General features: G+C 67.6%; 28 protein-coding genes. 2 read left to right on the forward strand and 26 right to left on the reverse strand.

Annotated elements, in window-relative coordinates:
- The 25 genes from AC068D_RS08700 to AC068D_RS08820 all read right to left on the reverse strand — a co-directional run bounded on the left by AC068D_RS08700 (position 1) and on the right by AC068D_RS08820 (position 20,990).
- Positions 1-756 carry an N-acetylmuramoyl-L-alanine amidase gene (locus AC068D_RS08700; protein WP_478822233.1) on the reverse strand — a complete coding sequence of 252 codons (756 nt, stop codon included), beginning with the start codon at positions 754-756 and terminating at the stop codon, positions 1-3.
- Positions 757-909: 153 nt separating this feature from the next.
- Positions 910-1,206, reverse strand: a complete 297-nt coding sequence (locus AC068D_RS08705; protein ID WP_478822234.1) for an H-type lectin domain-containing protein — start codon at positions 1,204-1,206, stop codon at positions 910-912.
- Positions 1,207-1,248: 42 nt separating this feature from the next.
- On the reverse strand, positions 1,249-4,008 hold the full coding sequence (locus tag AC068D_RS08710; protein ID WP_478822235.1) for a hypothetical protein: 2,760 nt from the start codon (positions 4,006-4,008) through the stop codon (positions 1,249-1,251).
- A gap of 12 nt (positions 4,009-4,020) precedes the next feature.
- Positions 4,021-6,072, reverse strand: coding sequence for a phage tail tape measure protein (locus tag AC068D_RS08715; protein WP_478822236.1), 2,052 nt, complete (start codon positions 6,070-6,072; stop codon positions 4,021-4,023).
- 5 nt (positions 6,073-6,077) lie between these two features.
- Positions 6,078-6,371 carry a phage tail assembly protein T gene (locus tag AC068D_RS08720; protein ID WP_478822237.1) on the reverse strand — a complete coding sequence of 98 codons (294 nt, stop codon included), beginning with the start codon at positions 6,369-6,371 and terminating at the stop codon, positions 6,078-6,080.
- A gap of 14 nt (positions 6,372-6,385) precedes the next feature.
- Positions 6,386-6,787: a hypothetical protein gene (locus tag AC068D_RS08725; RefSeq protein WP_478822238.1), complete on the reverse strand. Its 402-nt coding sequence runs from the start codon at positions 6,785-6,787 to the stop codon at positions 6,386-6,388.
- A 14-nt stretch (positions 6,788-6,801) separates the two neighbouring features.
- On the reverse strand, positions 6,802-7,218 hold the full coding sequence (locus AC068D_RS08730; protein ID WP_478822239.1) for a phage tail tube protein: 417 nt from the start codon (positions 7,216-7,218) through the stop codon (positions 6,802-6,804).
- 70 nt (positions 7,219-7,288) lie between these two features.
- The gene (locus tag AC068D_RS08735) at positions 7,289-7,687 is read right to left on the reverse strand and encodes a DUF3168 domain-containing protein (RefSeq protein ID WP_478822240.1); all 399 of its coding nucleotides are present in this window, start codon (positions 7,685-7,687) and stop codon (positions 7,289-7,291) included.
- Positions 7,688-7,701: 14 nt separating this feature from the next.
- Positions 7,702-8,082, reverse strand: coding sequence for an HK97-gp10 family putative phage morphogenesis protein (locus tag AC068D_RS08740; RefSeq protein ID WP_478822241.1), 381 nt, complete (start codon positions 8,080-8,082; stop codon positions 7,702-7,704).
- A gap of 4 nt (positions 8,083-8,086) precedes the next feature.
- Positions 8,087-8,410, reverse strand: a complete 324-nt coding sequence (locus AC068D_RS08745; RefSeq protein WP_478822242.1) for a phage head closure protein — start codon at positions 8,408-8,410, stop codon at positions 8,087-8,089.
- Complete coding sequence (locus AC068D_RS08750) at positions 8,407-8,733, reverse strand: hypothetical protein (RefSeq protein WP_478822243.1); 327 nt, start codon at positions 8,731-8,733, stop codon at positions 8,407-8,409. The genes AC068D_RS08745 and AC068D_RS08750 overlap by 4 nt, the downstream gene beginning before the upstream one ends.
- A gap of 9 nt (positions 8,734-8,742) precedes the next feature.
- Complete coding sequence (locus tag AC068D_RS08755; protein WP_478822244.1) at positions 8,743-9,288, reverse strand: hypothetical protein; 546 nt, start codon at positions 9,286-9,288, stop codon at positions 8,743-8,745.
- 227 nt (positions 9,289-9,515) lie between these two features.
- Entirely contained in the window at positions 9,516-10,724 is a 1,209-nt protein-coding gene (locus AC068D_RS08760) for a phage major capsid protein (protein ID WP_478822245.1), read from the reverse strand.
- 69 nt (positions 10,725-10,793) lie between these two features.
- On the reverse strand, positions 10,794-11,534 hold the full coding sequence (locus AC068D_RS08765) for an HK97 family phage prohead protease (RefSeq protein ID WP_478822246.1): 741 nt from the start codon (positions 11,532-11,534) through the stop codon (positions 10,794-10,796).
- A complete protein-coding gene (locus AC068D_RS08770; RefSeq protein WP_478822247.1) occupies positions 11,521-13,485 on the reverse strand; it encodes a phage portal protein in 1,965 nt (654 codons plus the stop codon). The genes AC068D_RS08765 and AC068D_RS08770 overlap by 14 nt, the downstream gene beginning before the upstream one ends.
- Complete coding sequence (locus AC068D_RS08775) at positions 13,485-13,658, reverse strand: hypothetical protein (protein ID WP_478822248.1); 174 nt, start codon at positions 13,656-13,658, stop codon at positions 13,485-13,487. Before AC068D_RS08775 ends, AC068D_RS08770 begins: the two co-directional genes overlap by 1 nt.
- Positions 13,659-13,676: 18 nt before the next feature.
- Entirely contained in the window at positions 13,677-15,464 is a 1,788-nt protein-coding gene (locus AC068D_RS08780; RefSeq protein ID WP_478822249.1) for a terminase large subunit, read from the reverse strand.
- A complete protein-coding gene (locus AC068D_RS08785; RefSeq protein WP_478822250.1) occupies positions 15,439-15,891 on the reverse strand; it encodes a phage terminase small subunit P27 family in 453 nt (150 codons plus the stop codon). Before AC068D_RS08785 ends, AC068D_RS08780 begins: the two co-directional genes overlap by 26 nt.
- Before the next feature lie 130 nt (positions 15,892-16,021).
- Positions 16,022-16,801, reverse strand: coding sequence for an AAA family ATPase (locus tag AC068D_RS08790; protein ID WP_478822251.1), 780 nt, complete (start codon positions 16,799-16,801; stop codon positions 16,022-16,024).
- 21 nt (positions 16,802-16,822) lie between these two features.
- A complete protein-coding gene (locus AC068D_RS08795; RefSeq protein ID WP_478822252.1) occupies positions 16,823-17,530 on the reverse strand; it encodes a TRADD-N-associated membrane domain-containing protein in 708 nt (235 codons plus the stop codon).
- Between the two features lie 120 nt (positions 17,531-17,650).
- Complete coding sequence (locus AC068D_RS08800) at positions 17,651-18,451, reverse strand: pyridoxal-phosphate dependent enzyme (RefSeq protein WP_478822253.1); 801 nt, start codon at positions 18,449-18,451, stop codon at positions 17,651-17,653.
- Entirely contained in the window at positions 18,448-19,377 is a 930-nt protein-coding gene (locus AC068D_RS08805) for a class I SAM-dependent methyltransferase (protein WP_478822254.1), read from the reverse strand. Before AC068D_RS08805 ends, AC068D_RS08800 begins: the two co-directional genes overlap by 4 nt.
- 146 nt (positions 19,378-19,523) lie before the next feature.
- On the reverse strand, positions 19,524-19,853 hold the full coding sequence (locus tag AC068D_RS08810; RefSeq protein ID WP_478822255.1) for a hypothetical protein: 330 nt from the start codon (positions 19,851-19,853) through the stop codon (positions 19,524-19,526).
- A gap of 313 nt (positions 19,854-20,166) precedes the next feature.
- The gene (locus AC068D_RS08815) at positions 20,167-20,370 is read right to left on the reverse strand and encodes a hypothetical protein (protein ID WP_478822256.1); all 204 of its coding nucleotides are present in this window, start codon (positions 20,368-20,370) and stop codon (positions 20,167-20,169) included.
- 65 nt (positions 20,371-20,435) lie between these two features.
- A complete protein-coding gene (locus AC068D_RS08820) occupies positions 20,436-20,990 on the reverse strand; it encodes a hypothetical protein (RefSeq protein WP_478822257.1) in 555 nt (184 codons plus the stop codon).
- A 1,307-nt stretch (positions 20,991-22,297) separates the two neighbouring features.
- Here AC068D_RS08820 and AC068D_RS08825 point away from each other — a divergent pair.
- Together AC068D_RS08825 and AC068D_RS08830 are read left to right on the forward strand one after the other, a co-directional pair.
- A complete protein-coding gene (locus AC068D_RS08825; protein ID WP_478822258.1) occupies positions 22,298-23,194 on the forward strand; it encodes an SRA domain-containing endonuclease in 897 nt (298 codons plus the stop codon).
- Positions 23,195-23,323: 129 nt separating this feature from the next.
- On the forward strand, positions 23,324-23,578 hold the full coding sequence (locus tag AC068D_RS08830; protein ID WP_478822259.1) for a hypothetical protein: 255 nt from the start codon (positions 23,324-23,326) through the stop codon (positions 23,576-23,578).
- Between the two features lie 64 nt (positions 23,579-23,642).
- Here AC068D_RS08830 and AC068D_RS08835 read toward each other — a convergent pair whose 3' ends face one another.
- Positions 23,643-24,404: a hypothetical protein gene (locus tag AC068D_RS08835; protein ID WP_478822260.1), complete on the reverse strand. Its 762-nt coding sequence runs from the start codon at positions 24,402-24,404 to the stop codon at positions 23,643-23,645.
- Between the last annotated feature and the right edge of the window lie 4 nt (positions 24,405-24,408).

A 24,408-nucleotide genomic window follows, 5' to 3' on the forward strand; every position in this document is an offset into this window, starting at 1 on the left:
TCAGTCCTTTACGACGAAGCCGCGGCGGGCGCCGAGGCGGGTGAGAGTGGTCTTGCCGGGGATGCCGTCAGCGGGCTGGCCCGGTTTGCGTCCCCTGTAGCCGAGCTGCTCTTGCCAGGCCGAGTACGCGTTCCTCGTCGCGGTGCCGTAGTGGCCGTCGGCCAGCGCGCGATCGAGGAGGCCCTCGGCGACGAGCGCGTCCTCCACAACGCGCACGCCTTCGTAGGAGACGGGGTTACCGGACTTGGGCGGGTCGGTCTTGGCCGCGGCGATCAGCCGCGACAGGTCCACCACGGGCCTGGCCGGCGGCTTGCCCGGCTTCTCTTCGACCCCGTCCTTCGGACGGGGCGCGCCCTTCTGTACCCAGCGGTACAGGGCATCGCCGGGGCAGCTGGTGGAGTAGCCGTCCTTGTGGCCGCCGAGCCAGGAGCCTGCCGGTCCTTCGCGGCGGCAGTAGTCAATGGCGTCCCGGAGTCCGTGCAGTTGAGCGTCGGTCGGCTGGGTCAGCCCCGAGGAGCCGACAAGCCCGCAGACCGCGTAGTCACGTTCGTTCAGCCCGGTGTTGCCGTTCGCGCTATTGCGGCGCTTCAGACCGCGGCCTTCGAACACGTAGCCGTGGGTGCAGACGACGAACGAGTAGCCGATGTCAGACCAGCCGTTCCCGTCCATGTGGGAGTTCTGGAGCTTGCGGATGTAGGCCGAGCACTGCTCGTGCGGGCGGTCCGAGTAGGCGGTGCCGAGGTAGTGAACCTTCACGCCCCGAGGAGGTCCGGCGTACGGGATCGCCCCGTTCGGCTTCCGGTACGGGCGGGCGCCCCATTGGGCGCGGGTAACGAGCTTCATAAGCCCTCCCGGGCAACAAGAAAGCCCCGGCCGAGACGGCTACGGGGCGGCGGGGATAACGAGGGGTCAGATGGCTATGGCGGTCCAAGCCACGGGCTGGCTGGACCAGGTGGCGGCCGTGTTCGCAGCATCGGTAACGAACAGAAACAGGGTGAACCCGCTCGTCGTGATGTTGATGGCGCGGGAGCCCCACCGTGCTGTTGGCCCCGCGCCCGAGGTGATCTCTGTGTGGACGACAGGCGCTGTGGGGTAGGGCTCGGGAAACGCCACGGCGACGGTATGCGAGGTCGCGCTCGTGAAAGACACCGACACGACGCCGCACTGGTGATCGGTGGCGATGAGGCGGTCTGCGGTGATCCGCATTCCGGCAAGCCACGCAGTTCGGGGGACCGGCAAGCTACCTCCCTAGAGGGCGACGTAGGCGGGCTCGGCGAGCCGGACGTCACTGCCGGACGGATGCGCTTTGGTGACGCCATTGATGCCGCGGGTGACGGAGAAGGTCTGGCTCAGGCCTGTGCCCGAGCAGCTCTTCACCCGCATCACCTCCGTTCCACCGACGCGGATGTCGAAGGGGAACTCGGACGGGTACGTGGCTGAGTCGATCCAGCGCCTGGAGCCCACGGAGGTGACGACGTTGACGATGCCGGAGGAAGAGGACGTCGAGCCGTTGGTGATGCACCCGCCGGTATCCGCCCGTGCCTGGTCAGCCATGGCGACGGTCCACGGCCTTGCTGGTGTGCAGGAGAGAGTGAGCTCCCACTGATACAGGCTGATGCTCTCGGTGTAGCCCTGCACGATGACCTGGATGTCGTCGGGCGGAAGCCACAGCGGCGGATTCCGGATGACGATCTTGTCCCCGACGTCGAGGATGAGCACGGCGGGTATGAGGTGCCGAGCACCGTGCAGTCTCAAGCGGATGGTGGGGTACCGAGCCTCGTCCCACGTGCCCAGATGCACCTTCCAGGCTGCGATCTGTTCAAGGCGGTCGTCGCTGGCCAGGTTCAGCGTGACGCTCTCGTCGTAGCGTCCGACGCCGGCGGGCGGCGCCTGGATGGACAGCGGGCCCTCGGTTTGTACGATGCGGGCCGTTGACCCTCGGGCCCGCTGGACGGTGACGTCGTTTCGCGTGGCCTGGTCATCGTCGACCGGTTCCAGCGGTGCCGGCACCTCGCCAGCGGCGTCGTAGTCGAGCACCAGAGCGGGATCTTGGTTGTAGGACATGACGCGGCTGCGGTAGCGCAGCGCCAGGCCCCGCCGCCATTCATAGAGGATCCCGCCGTCGGCGTCTGCGCACTCGTTGAGCAGGTTGTTCAGGGTGTCTGAGACCTGGGCACCTGTCAGCTCCGTCTCGGCGACGCGGCCCTGAACGCGAGCGTCGACTTCGGACTCGGAACACAGCCGCAGCAGGCGAGCGCCTGCTCTCTCGCCGGCGTGGCCGGCGGCAGCCGTACTGATCTGGGTGACCAGGCCGGTGCTTAGAGGCACACCGACAATGATGTGACTGATGTGCCCGGCCGTAGCCACTGCCGGCTTGTTCAGGTTGACGCCGACGGCTGTGATGGGGTTGGCCGTGTCGCTCGTGATGGTGGCGGTCTGGCTGCCCCAGGAGGTGGCTCCGGCGGTGAAGACCGTCAGAGCGAATTGGATGTTAGATCCGCTCTGGGTGGCGTTCAGCCACACCAGGCGCGGACCGGCGCCAGCAAGCCCGAGGCCGGTAGACGACACCGCGAGGGTGGCCGCTCCGTCGGTGGAGACGGCTGTGACGCTGATCGTGTTGCCATCGCTGCTCGGTGAGATCTGGTATTCCTGCCACACCGATCCAGGGGTCTGGACGACGACAGAGGGGCGAGCGGTAGACCCTGACGGCAGATCGAGGATGTAGAGCACGGACCAGCCGGGCCCCGTTGCTGGCAGGATCGTGGTGGTGAGGGTGCCTGAGTTGCTGAGGTCGGCTGCGCCATCGGACCCGATGACGCTGCCTTCGGCGCCGAAGGCGACGTTCCCGTCGGCCTTCATGGCGGGCCCGCCTGGGAGGCCTGAGGCCGCCTGCCGAGAGGTCTCGCCATCCTCGCATGGCCAGTACCCGGACGGGGTCGGGGTCAGCGCGGGCACGGTACGGCGCAGCGCAGACGGCAGCGGCGGAGGGCCCTGCCGTAGCCGGCGCAGAAGTCCCGCGGCCTCTACCTCTGCGATGACATCTTTGCCGGACGCGTCCCAGCGCACGGTCCAGTTGCTAACTTCGCCTTCGAACCGCGTGATGCGGTCGGTGAGCTTTGCCCCAGCCCCTATGGTCCACACCCGCCCATTGCTTGCGGTGTAGCTGGTGGTGCCGGGGGTACGGGTGCGGATCTCAGGGTCGGCCACGACGGAGCCGTTGATGCCCTGCCTCAACTCGAACGCGTGCACGCTGCCGAGGGCGGCGCGTGGCGTGCCGGTGATGTAGCCGACCTGGAGACTGGCGGTGCTCGCGTACACGGACGTCGTGCCCGCGCTGATGACAGGCTGGCCGAGTTGGGTCCACGGTCCTGCGATGCTCGCGGCGGTGTAGAAAGTGGCCGTGTTCCCCCCACTGCCGTTGTTGACGTCGAGAGTGACTCGGAGGGCCATCCTCTGGGATGCGGGTACGTGGATCGTGGCAGTACTGACCCGGGTCTGCGCCGTGCCGAGGGTGCCGTTGGTCGTCCACACCAGCCGCAGGTCTCCGTCGGGCCCAACGGACAGCAACCAAGATCGCTGGTCACCCGCCGGCAGGTACTTGCCCGCCACATCCATGTAATCGAGCGAGGTGGAGTCGAGCCAGTTCTCGAAACTGGCGTCGATGCGGATGTCCAGATCCGCGGTGATGTCCAGCGACGCATGGTCGGGGGTGGTGACTCCGTTGCCGGTTCCGCCGGCCATGGCCATGACGGTGTCATCAAGCGGCAGCGTGACACGCATCGGTGTGTTGCGGCCGATCTTCCCGTAGTAGGGCGACGCCGGGTTCCTGGGGCTGTACTTGCCGTCGCGATCGTTCAGGGTCAGGTTGCAGCGGGTCGGCTCTACGCGGTTGCCCTCCGCCGAGCGGCCGCGGCGGATCCGGATCGGGTCACGGTTGTAGACGTCAGGGGTGACGTCGGTCCACGCGTTATCGATGCGAAGTTCGACGCGGTGGTCAGGAAACACCATGCCGGCTGCCTCCTATCCCGCCAGGGACTGAACGTCTCCGCCTCCCTGACGGCGGACCCATGCGCGGATGACGTCGACGAGCTCGTCCGAGCCCCCTTGGACATCGAGCACGACACGCGTGGTCTGGTTGTCGTCGCCGGTACCGCGGACGGCTGTCGCTACGCCGCGGAGCATTCCGTCCAGGCGGGACAGCGGCAGTACTGCTTCGTCCTCGCGACCTTCACCAATCACAGCGAGGGTGCCGCCCGCGGACGCCTGCACCAGGCCACCAGTGGCGAGGTAGGGGATGTCAGGGGTGTCCAGCCGCACCTGGGGAATGTCGACGCCGAGGATGCTGCCGCCGCCGATGGTGAAGCTGAAGTTGTTCCACTTGCCGATGATCCAGTTCACCGCGGAACGGAACGCATTCTTGATGCCGTCCCACATGCCGGAGGCGGCGCGCGCGATGCGCCCGGGGATGCCCGTGACGTACGCGACGAGAACATCCCACCAGAACTTGATCTTCTTCCACATATCACCGGCGCCGCCAGCGATGTTGTCCCAGACCCCTCGGATCCACGGCCACAGGGTTCCGGTGAACCAGCGGCCGACGGCTTCGGCGGCCCCACGGATGAAGCCCCAGACCGCGCTCCAGATGTCCTGGAACCAGCGTGTCTTGGTGGCGATGAGCACGATCACGGCGACCATCGCCATGACCCCCACAATGATCCAGGTGACCGGGGAGGCAAGCATGGCCGAGTTCATCGCCCACTGAGCCACCGCGGCGACAGCCAGGCCAGCCGCTAGGGCGAGGACGATTGGAACGAGGACCTGAACTAGGCCGGGGTGCTCCTTCAGGAATCCGGACACGGCGGCCAGCACGGGTGCAAGGAACTCACCCAGGGTCGAGGACAGGGTCCGCATGATGCTCTCGAACTGCTGAGCCGGCGAGCCCTGCATGTTCTCCGTCACCCGCTGCGCGGCGCCGGACGCGTTGTCCATGCCCGTTGCGGCGGCCGCGGCGGTGGCATTAAGGCTGAGCAAGCTATTGCCCATGTCCTCACCCGGCCCACCGAACAGGGCAGCCTGCAGACGGGTGCGGGTGGTCTGGTCCTCAACGCCCTTGAGTGCGGCGGTTACCTGGTCGAACGCCTGCGTGCCCTTGCCGGTGTTGACGAGGCTCTGGATCTCCGCGACGTTCAGACCGAGCTCTTTCAGCGGTTCCTTGACCGCGTCGGTGTCGGCCAGGAGCAGGGTGAACTCCTTGACCGCGTCGCCGAGCTTGTCCAACTGGAACGTGGGATCTTGTGCGGCTTGGGCAAGGAGCCCGAACATCTGCGGGCCTGTGAACCCGAGCTGGTCGAAGAACATCGAGTACTCCGACGCGACGGCAGGCAGCTCATCTCGCATCATCGGCGGCAGCTTCTGCGCCGCCGCAGTCAACAGGTCGAGGGCCTCGGTGCCGTCCTTAGCCAGGCCCGCCTTCATCAAAGTTCCCGCGGCCTGCGTGGCCTCGTTCACGTCGAACTCGAACGTGTCCGCCAGGGCGAGTGCGGACTTGGTCATCCGCTGCAGCTCGGCATCAGAGGTCTTGCCCATATCGCCGACGTTCTGCACGATCGCGCCGAGCGCGGCGTTGACCTCGTCGATCCCGCCGCCGAACCCGGCAGAGAACACGTCGCCGGCGACGTGTCCGACTCGGGACGCTTCCGCCTCACTCAGGCCCAGCTGGCTGGCGATCTTGGCATTTGCTGACGAGGCATCCATGGCCTCGGTCAGCCCCTGCACGAACATGGCGCCGACCGCCGCGCCCGCGGCCGCCGCGGCGATGCCGCGCAGGTTCCCCTCGACGCCAGCGGCCGCATCCTGGGCGCCGTCGGCGGCGGCCTCGGCAGAAGTACCGACATCGGCCAGCGCCGACGACGCCTGGTCGGCGGCCTGAGCGACGTCCTTTGCCGCGCCGTCGGCGGCGTCGCCGATCCCGGCCAGTGCCTGCTCGACGTCATCTGCCGCCGTCTCTGCGCCACCCGTCAGGTCACTAGCGTCGATACCGACCGCGACCAGGAGTTCCGCCAGCGTCGCCATCGCCATCACCCCCGGTCAGTCATGTCACTGCCGCCCATGCGCCGGTTCATGGCCTTGACCGCGGCGAGCATCTCCTGCCAGCCCATGGCCTGCTTGCCGCCCCGGTCCCACCTTGGCAGGAAGTCCTTCACGGACGCTTTGCGGCCCTTGCCGCGAGCGGTGTTGGAGACGGTCGCTGCGGTGATGGCGTTGAGGACGTCCACGCGCTCTTGGCCGAGTGGCCCCGTGACCTGCTCATAGGCCATCCACTCGGTCAGCTCGTCAGAGCTGCACCGGGCGAGCAGCTCACCGACTGTCATCCCCAGGTGGGCCGCTAGGCGGAAATAGAACCGCCGTTCGGGGCGGCTTCGGAGTTTCCCGCCTTCTCCTCGAGCGCTTCTTTGCCCAGACCGGACAGACGCTGCGCTGCCCGATACAGGCGCTGCAGCACCTCCCCGTTCTTCGCCCCGAGATCGCGGACTTCCTTGTCGGTGAACAGCCGCTGGAAGTCGTCGCCGACGAGGCACTTGGCGACCAGCTTGGCGCTGGCGTCGACCATGTTCATGCGCTGTACGGCGCCATTGGGGCCGAGGACAACCAGCGAAGCCTGGTAGGCGTCACGCTCGGTGCCGGACAGGCCGAGCAGGCGTACGGTGCCGCCCCACTCGGGCACGGCGACGTCCTCGTGGCGGCGGTCGTCCGCGGCCGAGATCTGGTCCTTGGTCAGCAGAGCCATGGGGCGGTGTCCAATCACGAAAGGGTGGGCTTGCCGGAGACCTTGAGCGTCAGCGACGCCGCGGCCTTGTCGTCGTAGGGCATCTCCGGCTCGAAGGCGGTGAGGATGGCCTTGATGGTCCAGGTGGTGGCCGCATCGTCGGGAAAGACGATCTTGTAGTTGCGCGGGTCGTTGTCCTCAAAGTCGGCCACCAGGAAGTCGTGGAAGACGGGCTGGTAGTTGATGTCGACGGACACCTCGCCGGCGTCCTTCAGCCCGCCAATGAACTGCATCCAGCCGTCTGGGGAGCCGTGGCTCGTGACGTCGATGGTTTCCCGCGACAGGCCCGGGCCGCCGAGGTTGGTGATGTCGGCGATCGCGGTGAACGTCTCGGTGGGGGTGGCGCCGTCGCCGCGCTTGAGCTGGACGCCGAAGCCGTCCATACCGGCCATGGGTCATCTCCTGTTCTGTACAGCAAGAGGCCCCGCACCCATTGCGGGCGCGGGGCAGGGCTATCCGGGGTCAAGCCGGCTGCTCGGTGACTACTCGGAAGCGCAGCACTACGTGCCGGATGTCGCCGGGTGGTTCAGGGTCCGTGAGCGTCTGGCCGAACTCGTAGCGTGTGGCGACGTGGTGCAGACCGGGGATGGTCAGCGGCTGATGGTCGAGCAGCCGGGTGACCCGATCGGCGATGCCGAGCGCCTGGCGAAAGCCGCGGTACTGCGACCACACGTGCAGCGTGAGCACCGTCTGGCGGCCAAACGCGCCGTGCCGGTTGTCCGGGCTCTCGACCGCCTCGCCGAGCACCAGGTACGGATAGGCGGCGGTCTCCGGTACGTAGTCGAACACCCCGGTCACGAGACCCATGAGTATCGAGTCGCCGGTCAGGCGCTGGTACACCGCCTGATGCACAGGCAACATCGGGAAAGGCGCGGTCACTGCACGGTCCTCCGCACCTCGGCGGTGAGTCGGTCCCGCAGCCGGGCCCGTTCGGCCTCCAGCGCTGGCCCGAGCGAGGGCTGCGCGGGCAGGCTGTGGGTGCCGTGCTCGTGGAAGGTGGCGTAGAAGTCGTCGGAGTCCCACCAGCCGACTTCGGCGGTCAGTCCATCGTCGCTGTAGCGGATGCCGACGCTGTCACGCAGGTTGCCGGTGTCTATGCGCACGGCCTGCCGGGTCTCGTCGCGGACGGCCTCGGCGGACTCCCGCACCGTCCGTCGGGCGGCCTCAAGGATCTCCGGCCCGAGGTCCTCCAGCTGGTCCCGAAGCCTGGCCAGCCCCTCGATGTCCACGCGGATGCGCGCGCGCCGTCTCGCCATCGAGTCAGCCTCCTCGCTCGATGAGCTCGCACTCCGCCTTGCGGTAGACGGGCACCGAGGGCTCCGCCACGGCCAGCACCACGAACGTCTGGCCGTCTCCACGCAGTTCGTCACCGCGGCGCACGTCGGCGGCCGGGGAGAGGTAGATGCTGTGGGTGTGCTCAGCCCCTGCCTGCTGCGCCAGTAGGCGCTCCGATGCCGAGGGCTGGTCTACCTTCGCGGCGACGGTGCCCTGCGTCACGAGGCTGGTCTGCTGTCCTCCGGCGCCGTCGTCGACGGTCGCCGGCCGCCAGACCACCAGCTGTCGGTTGAGCAGATGCCCGATCACGGCATCTGAAGGACGGCCACCTTCACCGAGGTGGCCGAGCTGTAGGTGATTGCTGCGCGGCCGGTGACCGGGCTGCGGTACACCGGGCGGAGTGGTACGACGGCGTGGCCATCGGCGGGGATGGTCTGGGTGGTCTCGGCGATATCGAGGCCGCCCGCGGTGCCGGGGGTGGCGAGGGTGACGGTGACGGAGGTCGCCGAGTCGTTGATGACGTGCAGCAGCAACCCCGTTCCGACCGGCGCGGAGTCGCCGCCCGTCGAGGCGGCGGCGTATGTCGGCCGGAGGCCACCGACGGGGATGGGTTGGACGCTCAGAATCGCCATGGGTGCTCCTCATCTGTCCTCCGGTCCCTTGGCGTACGGGGCGAGGATTCTTAGCTCGTAGTCGGTCAGTGCCTGCCCGGTACGGCCCCGGTCGTAGGTGACGGAGCGGTCGCCGAGAGACTCCGCAGCCACGCCGTGTGGGTTGACCCAGGCCCGTCCGGCAACCTGCAGACAGACCTGTTTCACCGGGGCGGGAACAGTGGTGTAGCCGTGGTCGTAGACGACCGCTAGGGCGACATCCACGGGCCAGCACGCGCCGAGACGGGTGAGGATGCCGTACCGGTTCCAGTGGTAGTCGGTGCCGGTCACCAAGGGCACGCCGTCCTCGGTGACCGAGGCGATGGCGGTGACGGGCATCTCGGGGAGGTTCAGGATGCGCCGGCCGTTGCCGACGAGGTGGGCGGTGTCGGCGGTGAAGGCGTCGATGGTCTGCTGGAGCTCGCCGCGGACGACCGCCTCGGCGGCTGTCAGCGCCGCGTCGGCCTGAGCGGTGTCGATAGTGGCGAGGCGGAGGTGGAGCCGCAGCTCCTCGGGGCTCGCCCAGGTGGCTGCCACGGTTGTGTCTCCCTGCGGTCAGCGCCTGGTGGTGCGTGAGGCTCGTCGGGCAGCCGCCTGCTTCTTCGGCGGTGGCGCATCGGCCTGGTCCTGGTCTGCGGGCGCGGCGAGGCCGGCGGCGATCCATGCAGCCGCGAGTGGTTCGTCGACGTCGGCGACCTGGCCCGAGCGGTAGTTATGTCCGGCCCCATCCGCGACGGACGTGACCGCGATGATCCGGATCCGCATCACGTCGCCGAAAGCTGAAGGATCCGCAGGGCCTGCTCGCGTACGACGTCGCCGCCGACACGCATCTTCACCTTCCAGCCGATCATGCCCTGCTCGGCGTACAGCTGGTCGAGGACCTTTACCGTCATGCCCTGTCGGTCGTAGACGCGGTATCCAGCGTTGAAGTCTCCGAAGATCGCGACCTTCGCCGAGGCGGCCGGCGCGGCGATGTCCTCTTGGTTGTGGATCGCATAGCCAATGAACGTGTTGGGGCGGCCGGCCTGGTTGGAGGGCTGCCAAAGGTACTGGCCGTTGTTGTCCTTCAGCTGCGACAGCGCCAGCTCCGTGGACGACGCCATACCGAAGGCGCCGTTGCGGCGGTACTGCGCCGGAACGGCGTAGATGAGCTGCTTGAACAGGTCCACCTTGACAGTGGTGTTGCCGCTCGCGGCGGTCACGACCGGCACGCCGCCGCCCGTGGTCATGAATCCGACGGGCTGGTTCGAGGCATGCCCGGCCCCGACGGTGAACGCGGTGTCCTCCTTCTCTCCGATCGCACGGGCGAAGGAGTCACGGACGAACGCTTCCAGATTGACGTCGGAGTCGTCCAGCTCGTCCTCACCGATCTTCGCCAGGCCGTACAGGTCCTCGACGTAAGTGAACTCCTCGGTTGGAGTGGACGGCATGGAGTCGGTGAGCGTCTGCTCGTTCGTCTCCAGCGCACCCCAGCCGACGGTCACCTCCGACAGCGACCGGCGCCGGATGCGGTTGGACGTGACGGACCGCTGCGAGGCGAGCGAGCGCACCACGGTCAGCTTCGGCAGCGACCGTAGGATCTCTGCCTCCAGGTCCTCGGGGACCAAGATTTCACCTGCCGTGTTCTCCACCAGGGCCCTCTGCTCGGGGGCGAGCCGGGCACCGCGCCGAAGGGCCTGGAAGAACGCGGCTCGGCGCCGCCTCGCACCGGCCTCGCCCGTGCCGTCCCCGCCATCGTCCGGGCGGTCGGCTCCGCGGCGGATCGGCTCCGCCATCCGCGCGGCGCGCTGCTCTTCGGCTTCCTGGCGCTCGATGCGCTCGGTCAGGGTGGTGAAATCAGCCTCGTGCAGGTCGTAGCTCTGGCGCTCTTCCGCGTTCAGGCCGCGGTCCTCGGACTCTGCGTGCTCAGTGATGGCCCGCATCGACTCGACGACGCCGGCCCGCTGCTGGCGCAGCTCCACGCTCGTAGGCATGGCTGTGCTCCTCACTGCTGGTAGGGGTGTGGTGCGTCCCGGGCCGGTCGGCCGGGAAAGGATGTCGGGTTACAGCTGGACGAGCAGCTCGTACTCGTGCAGCCGGCGCTTGGCCCGCTCCAGCGGGTACGTCGCCGGCGCTGGGCCGGACCGGTCGGCGGCGGTCAGCAGGGCATCCAGAGCGTCCCGGGCATCCTGGACAAGCTGCCGGTTTGCGGCGGACAGGACCTTGCCCGCTCGGACCTCGGCGAGCGCCCGTGTGACGGCTTCTGGTTCCGGGGAGGCCGGGTACTGGCCAGTGCGGCGGGCCGCGGCCGAGCGGAGTTCGGCGGACGTAGCAGCGAACGCTGGGTAGGTGACCACGCTGACGTCGCCACCGTCGAGGTCGATGCCGAATACCTCATGGGTATTGCCCTGCCAGCCGTCCGCGGTGACCCAGAACCCGAATGACATCTGTGTGATGTCGCCGCGCTCCAGCGATACGGCCAGGTCCCGGGCGTAGGACACGTCCGCCATGTCGGCCTCGACGATCACCCCGGCGTTGTCCTCGGTGAGGGTGGCGGTGCCGGCCGCCGTACGGGCCAGCAGCAGGTTCGGGTCGTGGTTGATCAGGAACCGCACGTCGGGTTTCTGACCTAGGGTGCGGGTCGCGGCGCCGGGCACGATGCGCTCGCGCCAGCCGCCCATGTCTTCGGACAGCGAGTCGTAGGTGATGGCCCGACCCCGGAACCGAAGCCGGGCCGCGGTGTCGTCGGCGGCCCGTATGTGCAGGTCGGTGAGCGGGAAAGCCCGCACCTCACGAGTCCGCATCGGGGTCCTCCAGGTTGAATTGCAGACGGCAGGTGCACCCGGCGATCTCGTCGACACCGAGTCTGTGGTCGTGCGGCCAGCGGCCGCGGCGGCCGCCGATGACGAAGTCCTCCCGGACGCCGACGGTCTGACCGTCCGCGCGGGCATGGGTCTTGCGCGGGTTGGGGCCCCATACGCGCCAGGTCTTCGTCTTGGCGCCGGCGTGCTTGGCGCCCTCGTGTGCGCCGAAATTGGCGACATAGGTGACGCGTGCCTTGGCGAGCTGTTCGGCGCGGGCTGCGGTCATTCCGTCGAATATGTCCCGCACTGCACGGCGGACCTCGGCCGGCGCCTGATCGACGTTGACCGTGCGCCGCAGCTCCGTGACCGTGGTGTCGTTGATGTTCGCTGCCGTCGATGCAGCGCTCGCCGCGAGCGCGGCCGTGGTCTCCTCAGCGACGAAGGCACCGCCGAGCGCGGCCGCGGTCGCACTGCCAACCTGGGCAGCCAGGCCGCGGGCCAGCGTGAGCAGCAGCTCCGTCAGCATCTCGTTATCCGCCGCCAGGTCGATCAGGTCCTCCGCGGAGGCGTCGGGGTTGACGTTCAGCGCGGCCAAGGCCTGATCGCCCTGCTGAGCGAAGAACGCCGAGATTGCCTCGTAGTGCCGCTCGATCCACGCGGGCAGTTCCTCGGCCGCAGGGGACTCTGCACTGTCCTCCGCCCGTCGGTGCGGTGCCGGTAGCGCACGTTGGGCGGGCGGCGGCGCCTGCCCGGCCGGGACCATGTTCAGCGGCTGCAGGTACTCGTCGCCGCCTTCGATCGGCGCCTCGTCCTCCTTGGCGCGGATGTCGTTGACGCTCATCCATCCCCACTGCCGAGCTTGCGCGTAGGCGCTGTACCGCTGGGTGGTGTCGCCGCGCAGCAGCGCGTCCGGGTTGAACTTCAGGTAGAGGCTCGGGTCTCCGAGCAGCTGCTGCGCGGTGCGTTCAAGTCGGGTCAGCCACGGCAGCAGCGAGTAGATGACGTATCCGAGCGACTGCTGCTCGATGCCCGATCCCCAGGATGTGGACCGCTCGACGTCGCCGATCATGTGCGGCGGTACCCCGAAGATGCCGGCGATCTCCGCTCGAGTGAGCTTGTAGACCTCCAGGAACTGCGCATCGGCCGGGGAGAGGGTGGTCTTCTCCCACTTCGCGCCGCCCTCCATCACTGCCAGGCGATGGGACTTGTCGAATCCTTCGTGCAGGTCTTGCCACTGCCGTACGAGCCGTTCGTACTGGGCCTCGCCCAGCGTGCCGGGGACGGAGACGATGCCGCCCGGGCTCGCGTCACGGGCGAAGAATGAACCGATGTAGGCGGTAGCGGCGTACCCGGTGCCGACCGCTTGGCGAGCCATGCCGATCGGGGACAGTCCTTCCACGCCGCCTATGCCGAAGGCGCGGAAGTGCAGCAGGTTCTCGGCACGTACCAGGCCATCGGCCTCTCGGATCGGCGCCCACTCGTCGTCGTCGAGCGTGATCTTGTAGACGAGTTCGCCGGTCGTTTTCACCCGGCGCGGCTCGACACTGGTCCACGCGATCGGCCACAGGCCGACCGGAGTGCCGCCGTTTGATCGCTCGATGTACGCGGCAGCGTTGCCGCGCATCAGCATCCAGCCCAGCATCTGGGCCCAGAACTCCCCGGCCGGCGTGCCAGGGTTGGCTTGGTGCGTCAGCACCGGTGCAATCGGATGGTCGTCCAGCCGCGTCCGGGACGAGCTGGAACGCTGAAACAGTCCTGCCGGGAGCATGCTGCCGGTCTCCGCGAGCAGCCGCACGGACGAGAACACCGCGGCGACCTGGAGCGCCCGCTCCGGTGTCACCGTGACGTCGGCCGCCGTGGTCCGGGCGGTAAGTGGTGGCAGGGTCTTGCGACCGCGCTCCAAGCGCTCTCGCGCTGGGCGGCCGCGGAGGAGATTGCGTACGAGCGGCATCAGCCGTCACCTCCGGCGCGCAGATTCCCCACGGTGATGAGCAGCACGGCCAGAGCGAGAAGCGCAAGGCCGGATCCGATGAGCCCGCCAAACCCGGCGCCGACCATCACCACTCCGGCCGTGCCGGCCGTGAGTCCGGCCAGTTCACACACCCACTGGGCGCGTTCGTGCATGGCCGCGCCCCCTTCGAGTCAGGCACCGATGATGCGGATGTTCGGCTCGGTTGGTTCCTCCGGCTCGGCCCGGATTAGGTGCATCGCGAGCGCGTTCAGTCCGGACGCGACACCGTCGATGCGCTTTGAGGACTGCTGCCGTTCCGGCTTGACCGGCTTGACGTAGCCATCGGTGTTGGTCTTGATGCCGACACAGTCGATGTGCCAGCGCAGAATCGGGTGCCCGCCGTGTGCCAACCGCCGGGACAGAACCAAGCGCTCCAGCTGCTGGCACGGCTGGTTCAGCCCGGCATAGCCCTGGGAGACCTGCTCCATTTCCAGGCCGTCGTCCATCAGCTCGGACACTGTCTCGGTGGCGTTCCATCGGTCGTAGCCGATCGCCCTGATGTGGAACCGCGGCACCAGCTGCTCGGTGATCAACTGGCGTACGGAGCGGTAGTCGACGACGTTGCCCTCGCTCAGGCGGAGCGCTGGGCCTGCGTGCCCAGCGGTCTCGGCCCATCGCTGGAGCGGAACCTTCGTGCGCCGTTCGAGCGCCGCCACGTTGTCCTCAGGCAGCCAGAAGAATGGCACCCATATATGCGGCTCGGCCGGATCGTCCGATACCGGCGGAAACCACAAGCTGAACGCGGTCATATCCGTCGTGCTGGACAGATCCAGGCCTCCGTAGCAGTCCCTGCCCTCCAACTCCGCCAGCGATACCGAGACGGGTGTGCCAGTGCTGGTCCGCGCGCAAGCGTCCCAGTCGTCCATCGACAGCCAGCGCGTCGTCTGCTTCGTCCGGACGTTGAGGTGCAGCCGCAGGTACCGGTTCAACTGCTGCGGAGACCGCTTCGCCTGTGCGGCCTTGCCCTGCAAGTAGTCCGCCAGCACCGTCACCCCGTAGCCAGGGTTTGCGGTCCGCAGTGTGTCCTCGGCGAACGGGTCGAAGTCCTCCACGGTGTCGTCCGCGCCGAACACGACACCCCACACCGTGGGGTCCTCGGCGTGACCGCCGGCCAGCGCCTCGATCTCCTCGCGCTTCGTGGCGTAGATGCTGCCTGTCTCCGCGCCGTCGTCCGCGGTGGTGATGAAGATGATCAGAGGCTGGGCGCGGGAGCCGGTACCGGTCTCCAGCGCGTCCACCACATCCGCGTTCCGATGGACATGCACCTCGTCGATCACACCGCCGTGGACGTTGAGACCGTGCGCGCGCAGACCTTCGGATGACAGCGCCCGGAAGATGGAGTGCGTGACCGGGTGCTCCAGCAGCTTCCGCTGGATACCGCGACGCCCCAGCTTCTTCTTCAGCGGCCCCGACCCGGCAGCCATGTTGGCGGCTGCGCGGAACACGATGTTCGCCTGATCGCGGTCGCCGGCGGCCGCGTACACCTCGGCGCCCTGCTCGCGGTCCGCGAATGCAAGGTGCAGGCCGAGCCCCGAGCAGATGGTGCTCTTGCCGTTCTTCCGGGGGATCTCGAACCAGACGGTGCGGATGACTCGATACCCATCCGGCCGCTTCAGTCCGAACACCGGCGCGATCAGGTAGCGCACCTGCCAGTCCATCAGCCGGAACTCACGCCCGGCGTGGCAGCCGATCAGCTGCTTCAGCAGCAGGAAGAATTTCAGAACCCGCTCGACTGCGGGCCGGTCAAACCAGGTACCGGGTGCCGCCGGGAGCGGTGTCACGAGCAGTGGCCTGCGCTGCTCTGTCATCCATTCCGTTGCGTCGACCAGACCCTCGATCACCCAGACCGCGATGGCCTGGTCAATCTCCTCGGTCAGCGCCGCCCGTAGAGACTCAGTCGAGGATGTCGTCCTCCCCATCGTCGTCACCCTCCGGCTTGATGGAGCGGAGCCGCGCGTTCGGCGAGGCGAACAGCTCGCGGCTCAGCTGGGCGACCACGCCGGCGGCCTCCCTCCACTGCTGCCAGGCCACATGCTTGCGCTCGGCGCCGCGGTGCCCGATCACGGTCAGTCCGTCGCGCTGGATCGCCTGCTCGGCGGCCACGAACTTGGACCAGGCCGAGCAGTAGGTAGCGAGGACCGCTCGATCGACCTTGGCCAGCACGCCAAGCCGGTCCAGATCTGGGACGACGCGGCGCCATTCCGCCTTCGCCTCGGTGTCCAGCCAAGTCGGCGGGCTCGGCGCCTTCGGCGGCGCCTTGACCCGTGCAGGAGTCGAGCGACCGCCGGGGTTGCCGCGCAGCGTACGGACGTTGTCCGGCTGGGGAACGGGTCCGCGAGCGCCCACGATCAACACCCCCACCTGCTGCCTCTGGTGATGAAACCGGCCGAAACTCGCGGTCGAGGCCGCACCACCCCCGCCTGCGCGCGGGATCCACCCCACCGGCAAGATCGTCATCCCCCTCCCCGGGGGCGGATCACGTCGGCTGGGTGTGCTGGTCAGCCCGGTAGGTACGCCACCAGGACTCTATGGCCTCGGCAGTATCAGCTGGCCGCTCGTCGATTCGGGCCCGTCGCAGGCACTCGCCCTCCGGCGTAGCCAGGATGACCACGCGCGCGTCGGGGGCCAGGCGCTGGCGGTCCGCTTCACGCGGTGCGGTGGCGATGATCCAGGCCCGGTTCAGGTTGTGACGGCGGGCGAGGCGGGCGACCACTGCGTCGCGGGCCTCGGCGATGAACGGTGTCAGGGACGGAGGGTGAGCCCAGGGGTGGGGGGAGCCGAGCGCCTGGGCAAGCGCGTCCCAGTCCACGACCAGGTCGCCGGGATCGGCACGGTCGCGGACGTACGTCGTCTTACCGGAGCACGGTGGCCCGCACACCAGGGTCACCTGTGCTCGGCCGGCCCGCCTGGTGCCTCCTCCGGCGAAGGCGGTCTCGTGTGCGGTCTTCGCGTCGTGGCAGCCCTTGCACATTGCCTGCAGGTTGGAACGATCGAACGCCAGTTGTTCGTCGCCGCGGTGGGGACGGATGTGGTCGACCACGGTCGCGGGCCGGCCGCAGGCTCCGCGGCAAATGGGTTCTTCGGAGAGAACCTGGTCACGTAGGGGCGGCCATCGACGGTCGTCGTAGACCCAGCGCCATTCGGCCTGGGTCCGGCGGGCCTTCCGGTCGGTGGTCCGTCGGCAGGCAGGGCAGTTGCCTCTGATGTCACGGCGGTTGCCGCAGCTGCCGCAACGGCTGGCTGGGAGGTGAGGCATGACCGATCACCTCCGTCGGCATCAGCCCGTCGTCGGCTTGTCGGGACCAGTGACCACGCTGGGAATGACAGAAGGCGTCGCCGCGCCGTTCATGTGTCGCTCTGTGAGGTCGATCGGTGGCACGACGTTGGTCAGGTCGGGCAGCTCGGCGCCGGAGAACTTGAGGATCAGTGCGGCCTGAAGGTGCGCTTTCAAGTGATCTTCGTCGACGTCATTGAGCAGCCGGACGGCTTGTCCTGCGTCCCGCTCGGCCTTCATATCCAGGCGCAGCCCCTTGCTCTGCTCCTGCATGTGCCTCAGCGACAGGTCCGCGCGACGGTGGAACAGAGCACCGATAACGGACACAACGAGACCTGCGCTACCGGTGACGATCGCTAGATAGAGGTCCCCACTGGTTTCGGCCTTATAGATGCCCATGGCGACGCCGCAGATGAGCACCAATCCGCCAATGACCGAGCACATCAGACTGACCGAGAAGCTCCGCTTCGCCAGCACAAGCCCGAAGACGTAGTACTCGATCAGAACGTTGCCGAACTTCTCCTGCTGCGCAGACGTCCGGTCAGCCGGAGGCTCTCCGCTTGCCGGAAGTCCGGCCTTTAACCGTTGTCGTTCCTTCTCAACGTCTGCTTCGAGACGCTTGGCCACCATCGGTTGCAGTGCTCTTAGGAGCAACACCAAACAAGCCGAAACGATAAAGATCGGCATCGCCCAGTCCATCGGCGTAGACATGGTCACATCCTGGCAGCGCCGCCCACCGCCTGTCTGACGTACCGGCAGACAGCGATGTCTCTGTACCCCGCCATCCAGACTCCCCCAGTGGGGTGCCGAGTCACGCCACCATCGGATCGATCACATTGCAGATGATCGGACCCCCACTGTCCATAGCAAGTCACCAGACCGGAGATAAGGCAGAGCCTTCGCTTCGTAGTGGGGATCGAGGGTGAGCGCGCCGAAGACGTTCGTAACGGTGTCGGCGTACGGAACCGGGCTGGTAACCAGCTCCGTACGACGTTGCCAGCCCGGCGCATAGCGATCGAGTTGGGTGCGTGGATCACCGCCCACCCGGACTCCGAGGACCGGCACCGTATGGCCGGCGGTCGCAAGACCGCAGAGGATCGCAGCAAGCGTGATGCCGGAACCGACCGGCACGACGATGCGCTCGACACCGAGACACGGAAGCAGCGCCGCCTGCTCCGCAACCTGTGCAAGGTAGGCCGGGTGCTCCATCCCGAACGGGATGGAAGCCCAGTCCCGCTGGCGGAGCTCTTCCGCGTCGCTACGGTAGCGGGCGCGGATCACGGACATGCGGGGTGGGCGGTGCCGAATCACTTCGGCGCCGGCAGCCAAGGCGAGACCAGTCTCGTCCGTGTCTGCGCCGTATCCGGTGTGGAGGCGGGCCGGGATACCAAGGGCACGGGCGACGAGGGCGGCACGCTCCAGCTGTGGGCTGATGCGGGCGCCAGCGCTCACGATGCCGGCCATTCCGTTGGCCGCGGTGAACAGGGCGCGGGCCTTCGCGCCGGAGGCACCGCCGCGTGACCATGCGTCCTCACGCTTAACTAGCACGCCGCCGTGCTCTTCCACCGGGGTCACCGCTGGTGTGAAGTCGGGAACTGCAAGCGTGCGGGCGAGCAGGTTGTAGCCGTTCACGCGGCCTCGCCACGCAGGCGCGCGGTAGCGCGCTTCGGGTCGCCCTTGATGAAAGTGAATACGTACTGGTGGTGGCGACCCATCTTGCGGCTCGCGCGCCATTGGTTGCCCAGCCGCATCGGCACCGTGCCGAGGGTGTTCATCAGCACGGCGTCGTTGTAGAGGCGGGCGCCGCCGGCCTCGTGGGCTGCGATAGTGAGCGGGATCAACCCGCGGATGGCGCCGGCCGAGTTGCGGACCTCGCCGACCACCCAAGTGGCAAACCGGTCATCAGCCAGGCAGCGCACAGACGCCGCGATGATCTCGCGGTAGACCTCGGCGAACTCCTTCCACCGCATCGCTGACAGGTCAGCCGGGTGATCGGAGTACTTCTCCAGGTTGTGGTACGGCGGGCATGTGAACACGTAGTCGTACGAGCCGGCTTCGAGCGTGGGCAGCACATCCGCGGCGTCCCCAAGGAGCCAGCGAGGATCGGCAGCGAGCAGGTCGCGCGCGGCCCAGTCGGCGGCCTGATCGTCGTTGGCATCCACCTGGACCGGCGACAGGTCGATGCCGGTGTAGCTGTAGCCGCCGTTGCCGGCGACGAGCCCGCGCACCGAACCGCCCGCGAACGGGTCGAGGATCGAACCGCCCTCCGGGCAGTACCACTCGTACGACACCTCGGCGAGGACCGGATCGAAGGTGGAGAGGCCGCCGTTGATGGTGGTCAGATGCTTCCGTGCGAACTCGCCGCTGCTGGCGTACGTGCTCACGTGCTCGCGCCCGGAGCGGCTGGCGAGCCCCAGGTCGTTCCAGGCCCGGCGACGCTCGCGCCACGGGCCGAGTTCGGTACGCAGGACAGAGAACGGATGGATGCCGGGCAGGGGGCCGAGCGTCGGCGGCGCGGGCGCCGCGTCGTCGAAGAGGCCCGGGGAACTGGTCGGCATGCGATCACCTCCCGAGGCGGAACATGACGAAGCCCCGCCACGACGGGGGATGCGTGGCGGGGCTCGTGTCTGAAGTTGGCGGCTGTTTCCGGGCACACCGGAAGCGCCACTGACTTTAGATCACGGAACGCTAACGGAGCAAGCCCCTATGCGGCCGCCCGGCGAGTGCCACCAGACCGGTCGGCAGGCTGATGCGCGGCGGCCAGTTTCCGCAGAGCACGCTCGAAGGCGTATCCCGGCCCCCATTGAGGCTTGTGCAGTTCCTCGTGGACCCGGATCAGGGAGTCTCGCACTTCAGGACCCACGATCCTCAAGTCGACGGCCGTCAACTCCCGGCGGTACACCAGGAAGGACCAGCCCTCTTCCGAGTGGTAAGGCACTCGGGGGTAGCAGTCCAAGCCCCGGCGGCCCAAGAGACGGTAGACGGCACGCAGACGCGGCAGCCGAAGGCGCTCTTTGCCCTCAAGGCTGCGCACGGTCGTGTTCTGAATGCGGGCGATACCCTCGGCACGGTCGACTCGAGCCTCAAGCTCGTCGATCGTGCTCGTACAGACGTGAATCGACAACTGAGCCCCCAGATAGGAGAAATAGGCTCATCATGCCCAGGCCGCCTGACTCGGGAGGCGGAATCGAGGATCTCGGCCGAAGCGCTTGACAAGCGAGCCGACGCGATGGGTCACCGACGCGGGGCGCCGCGAGTCATCAGTAGGGTGAGGGCACCCGGACGAGGGTCTCTTCCCCGTCCGGTCAGGGCTCGTCCGGCGGTGAGGTCGCCGAGGCGAGCCCGTTTCACTTACCCGACTCCGCGTCCCGTTGCGCGCGCAGGATCTGATGGACGCGCCCCTCCGTGAGCTTCAGTTCACGCGCAATGACGGCCGCGGACTTGATGGCGCGGGCTTCGACGATGATGCGCGGGAGCTGCCGCTGAAGCTCTTCGGCTTCACGGCGGATGCGTACAGCGTCTTCGTAAGTCAGCTGCTCGGCATCGTCCATCGAGTGATCCCTCGTTCCAGGCCAGCGCGTCGGCCGGGCAGAGATGCCCGGCCGACGCATGCGGGTCAGCGTGCCGGGCGTTCGGCCGGTACGTCAGGCACCACGTTAGTGAACGTGTTCCCACCATCCGCGGGGCGCCGGGCGACGACGGCCCAGGGCTTGGGTCGGTCCGTGTCCCATCCGGCGATCATCAGGGCACGCTCGTACGCCGAGGCCATGGCCTGAGCGTCCATAGTCACGGCGATCTGTCCGCCGAGCACGGGGTAGACGACGATCCGGTCGCGCCCCCACGGTTGCACGAGGAAGCCTCGGGCGTCCTCCTTGATGTCGCCATCGACGTGGGCCGCTTCGTTACCCGCAGCGGCCAGGAGAAGCACCGCGATCCGGGTGTCGACATGGCCGACATCCTCGGGCAGGTGGCCGTGCCTGTTGTCGACGGGACGGGAGGCGACGACGTTCTCGCACGCAAGACAGGCGGTCAGGGCACCGGAGATGAGGCCGAAGACGGACGCGTCAGTGTCAGTGTCGTACGGCGCCTCCACACCGCAGCATGCGGTCACCAGCCCGCGGTCTTGTCGGTGGAGTTCCGTGCCGTTCGGGGTGGTGGTGGCGTAGCGCATGGGGTCTCTTCCCTTCGCTGGAGAGTGCTGGGTGAGGTCCAGCCCTGCAATGAATGCAGTAATAGTTACTGTAATGATTACAGTCGCATTCAGCGAGGGGTCTGCCCGAATCCAGATGCGCAATCACCGCGAGCCCTCGGGCCGGCCTGCACAACACCTGACAGGTCACGCGAAGATAACGAACTACTCCGTTCGGGTGAATCACCTCCCACCTACGCGATGCGACCCACCAGCACTGTTCGCACAGGTCACGGGCGTCGGGAGCGACTTCCAAAGAGCCCCCCACGGCCGTTGTCACCCGACTGGCCTGCCCGTCTCGGCTTGCGGCAGCGTTTGGGGCATGCAGTCGAAACCACTGAGCCGGCAGGCCAGGCTCGCCCAGTTCGCTCAAGCGGAGGACGCCGCCGGCCGAGACCGGTGGCGAGCCGTGCAGGACCAGGGCCCTAAACCCGTGGCCGTGAGCGCTCACCTTGTAGACACACGCGTCAGCGAGTACTCGGAGATAGACCCCGCCGCAGCCCGCAAGATCGGCCTAACGTACGAAGCATGGTGCGCGGGGACAAGCCTCGTCCCGGTACCTGGAGGCTGGGGCTTCCTGCACTGCACGGTACGAAGCGCGCGCGGGCGCCGCCGGGTGACGCTGGCTACCGCCGACTTGTCCTATCACCGCACGGTCGTAGAAGCGGCTTCAGGCGAACTTGCGGAGGACGTGGAAGCCAGCTGGAGTCGGTACACCTACTTCCGTAAAGGCTGGCCCGGCGTTCCGAACTGGTCCGGCAACTGGCCTTCGGGGGGAACTGCAATCCCGTGGCGGCCGACCCACCGCGACGCATGTTCAGAGACGCTTGTGAGCCACGTGCACAGCGTCCGCTCCTGGCAGGACTCTGAACCGGACGCGGTCTGCATGGACTTCACCGAGAGCATCACCGGTGTCCGATGGACCATGATCGACACCGAGCCAGTTGACGTGCCTTCTCGTGTGATGGAACCCGGATCCGGAATCAGCCTTGGCTTCGGCCCAGGAGTCGCCGTCATGCCCGGATGGCCCACGCTGCACGCTCCACCGACGTGCGTGAATCCACTGTGCGTTACCGAGCAGGCGTCTCCGTGAACGTCAGACCGTAGCGACGGACGGCGCTGGTGGCTCTCGGCGTACACCGAGAGCCACCAGCTGAGAGCACTCCCTGATTCCCACTCCCCGCGGCTGGTCGCCCCAACTTCCGGCAGAAATACCACCCTTGCGACACGCCACGAAACTGTAGGCTATAGTTTTAGGGTCAGATTCGTACCTAAAATTGGAGCCGCGAGTGGCGGAGTGGAGCATCGAGGAGGGGCAGCAACTCAAGCGGATAGACGTCCACGAGGTGTACGGAGGACGCCGGCAGGGCGGCATCGGCCCGTCTCGGGTCTCGGACAACATCCTGTTGTTCACCGACCCTTCGAAGGGTGCCCGACATGGCTACTTCGACGGCTGGGGCAACGACGGCCACTACCACTACTCCGGCGAAGGCCAGAGCGGCGACCAGAAGATGACGCAGGGAAACCTGGCCATCCTGACCCACAAGCAAGACGGCCGCGCGCTCCGCCTGTTCCAAGTCGTCGCTTCCGGCACCGTTCAGTATCTCGGCGAGTTCACCCTCGCCAAGGAAGACCCCTGGTACCGCACCGATGCGCCTGACACCGAAGGTGAGCTGCGCAGCGTGATCATGTTCCGCCTCAGCCCGGTGACCGTCGCCGCGCACATGGGCGCCCGTCTGCCCCACACGCCGACCAGGGAGACAACCGTCACCAACGTAGATGTGGAGCAGCAGCACACCGAGCGGGCGCTGGTCGACCCGTCGCGCGAGCCCTACGAGGCGGAACGACGGGAAGCCGCTCTCGTCCGGGACTACGTGGAGCATCTGCGCAGCTTGGGGCACGAGGTGATGCGCCACAAGATCACCCCGAGTGGCGTACTCAAGCCTCTCTTTACCGACATCTTCGACGCCACCGACGAAGTGCTCATCGAAGCGAAGGGGACCGTAAACCGCGATGCCCTGCGCATGGCCATCGGCCAGCTCTTCGATTACCGCCGTCACATCTCGCCAGAGCCTGCCCTCGCGCTTCTGGTGCCCTCCAAGCCCGAGGAGGATCTGCTTGACCTGTGCACATCTGTGCAGGTCACAGCCATATGGCCGGAAGGGGATGGATACGCGCATAGCTGAGCGCGACGACAGTGCGCTCAGCATCACGGTCGTAGATCACCGCAGACATAACAGGCCACCCGCGGGTTTCCTAGGCGCCGCGGGTGGCCCAGCTCTCAGCCCTTTCACAGAACAGGAGCAGGCACCAGTATGTCCGATTCCCACAGCGGCGAGCTCTCCGATCTTCAGGAAGAAGGAGCCGGTGACACGGCTCCCGCGTCCGGCAAGGAAGGAAGCTCCGACGCCAAGGAGACGGGGCGCTCCGAGATCGTGCGCGCCGTGATGTACGGCGGCGCCCTCGCGGCCGGCCTGGCCTTGGTCCTCTCCGGGCGTACCTCTGCCGTTGAGGCCTCCGGATACGTCTCCCCGTTCCTCGTCGTCTTCGAGGGCCGGCGAGGCATCTGACTCAACCCTCGGGGGTGCCCATCGTCAGCCCGTTGGCACCCCCGAGGACCAGCCGTCGCCGTGCCTACCAATGAGCCAACGCGCTCAAGGCCTGGGCAAGTTCTGGAAGTTCACGCCACCGCCAGATCCGCCGACCACGGTCATCTGTCAGTACGGGAGCTGTGCAAGAGCGACCTGTTGCGCATGTGACCGCGGGCGGGATGTCAGGGCCGGTATGCAGGGTGAGTTCGGCTCCGCACCAAGGGCACGGCCGGTCCGGGATCGTGGTGTCTCGGTAGTCCATTCCGAGGGTACGCAGAAGGCGGTGCTCGCACTCCCGCACCGCCCTGCGGGCTTCCAATAGATGCCGCTCGTGTAGCGGGAGGAACGGGGCGGGACTCATCGTGCCGTCCGCCTGAGCTTCCGGCGCGGTGTCTTCGCCAACAACGCGGCCCTCGATCCAGACGCAAGCCCAGTGCAGGCCATGGCGACGGCTGCCCGGGGAAAAGGCTGCGCGGAGCTCCCACCGCCGTATGTCGCCCGATGCCGCCTTCTGGCACACCGAAGCCAGTACATCGGCGAGGTCGAACAAGGTTTCCTCGATGACGAGTCCGGCATCAAGCGCGGTCAGGTTCACCGGTGCCTCGTACTCGCGAAGCACCAGCGGCAGCCGCGTGTTCAGCGGCTCGCCCGGGTCGACCGCCGGCCGCAGCGTGTGGGCAAGCTGACGCGGCGGCCAGACATCAGCGGGCGGCGTTTCGATTGCGACAAGGAGCTCGCCCCACAGTTCGCGGATGCGGCGAAGGGCGGCGGTGGTCTCGGCATTGATACGGGCGAGGTGGTTCATGGTG

Source organism: Streptomyces sp. NPDC043861, assembly GCF_056435905.1.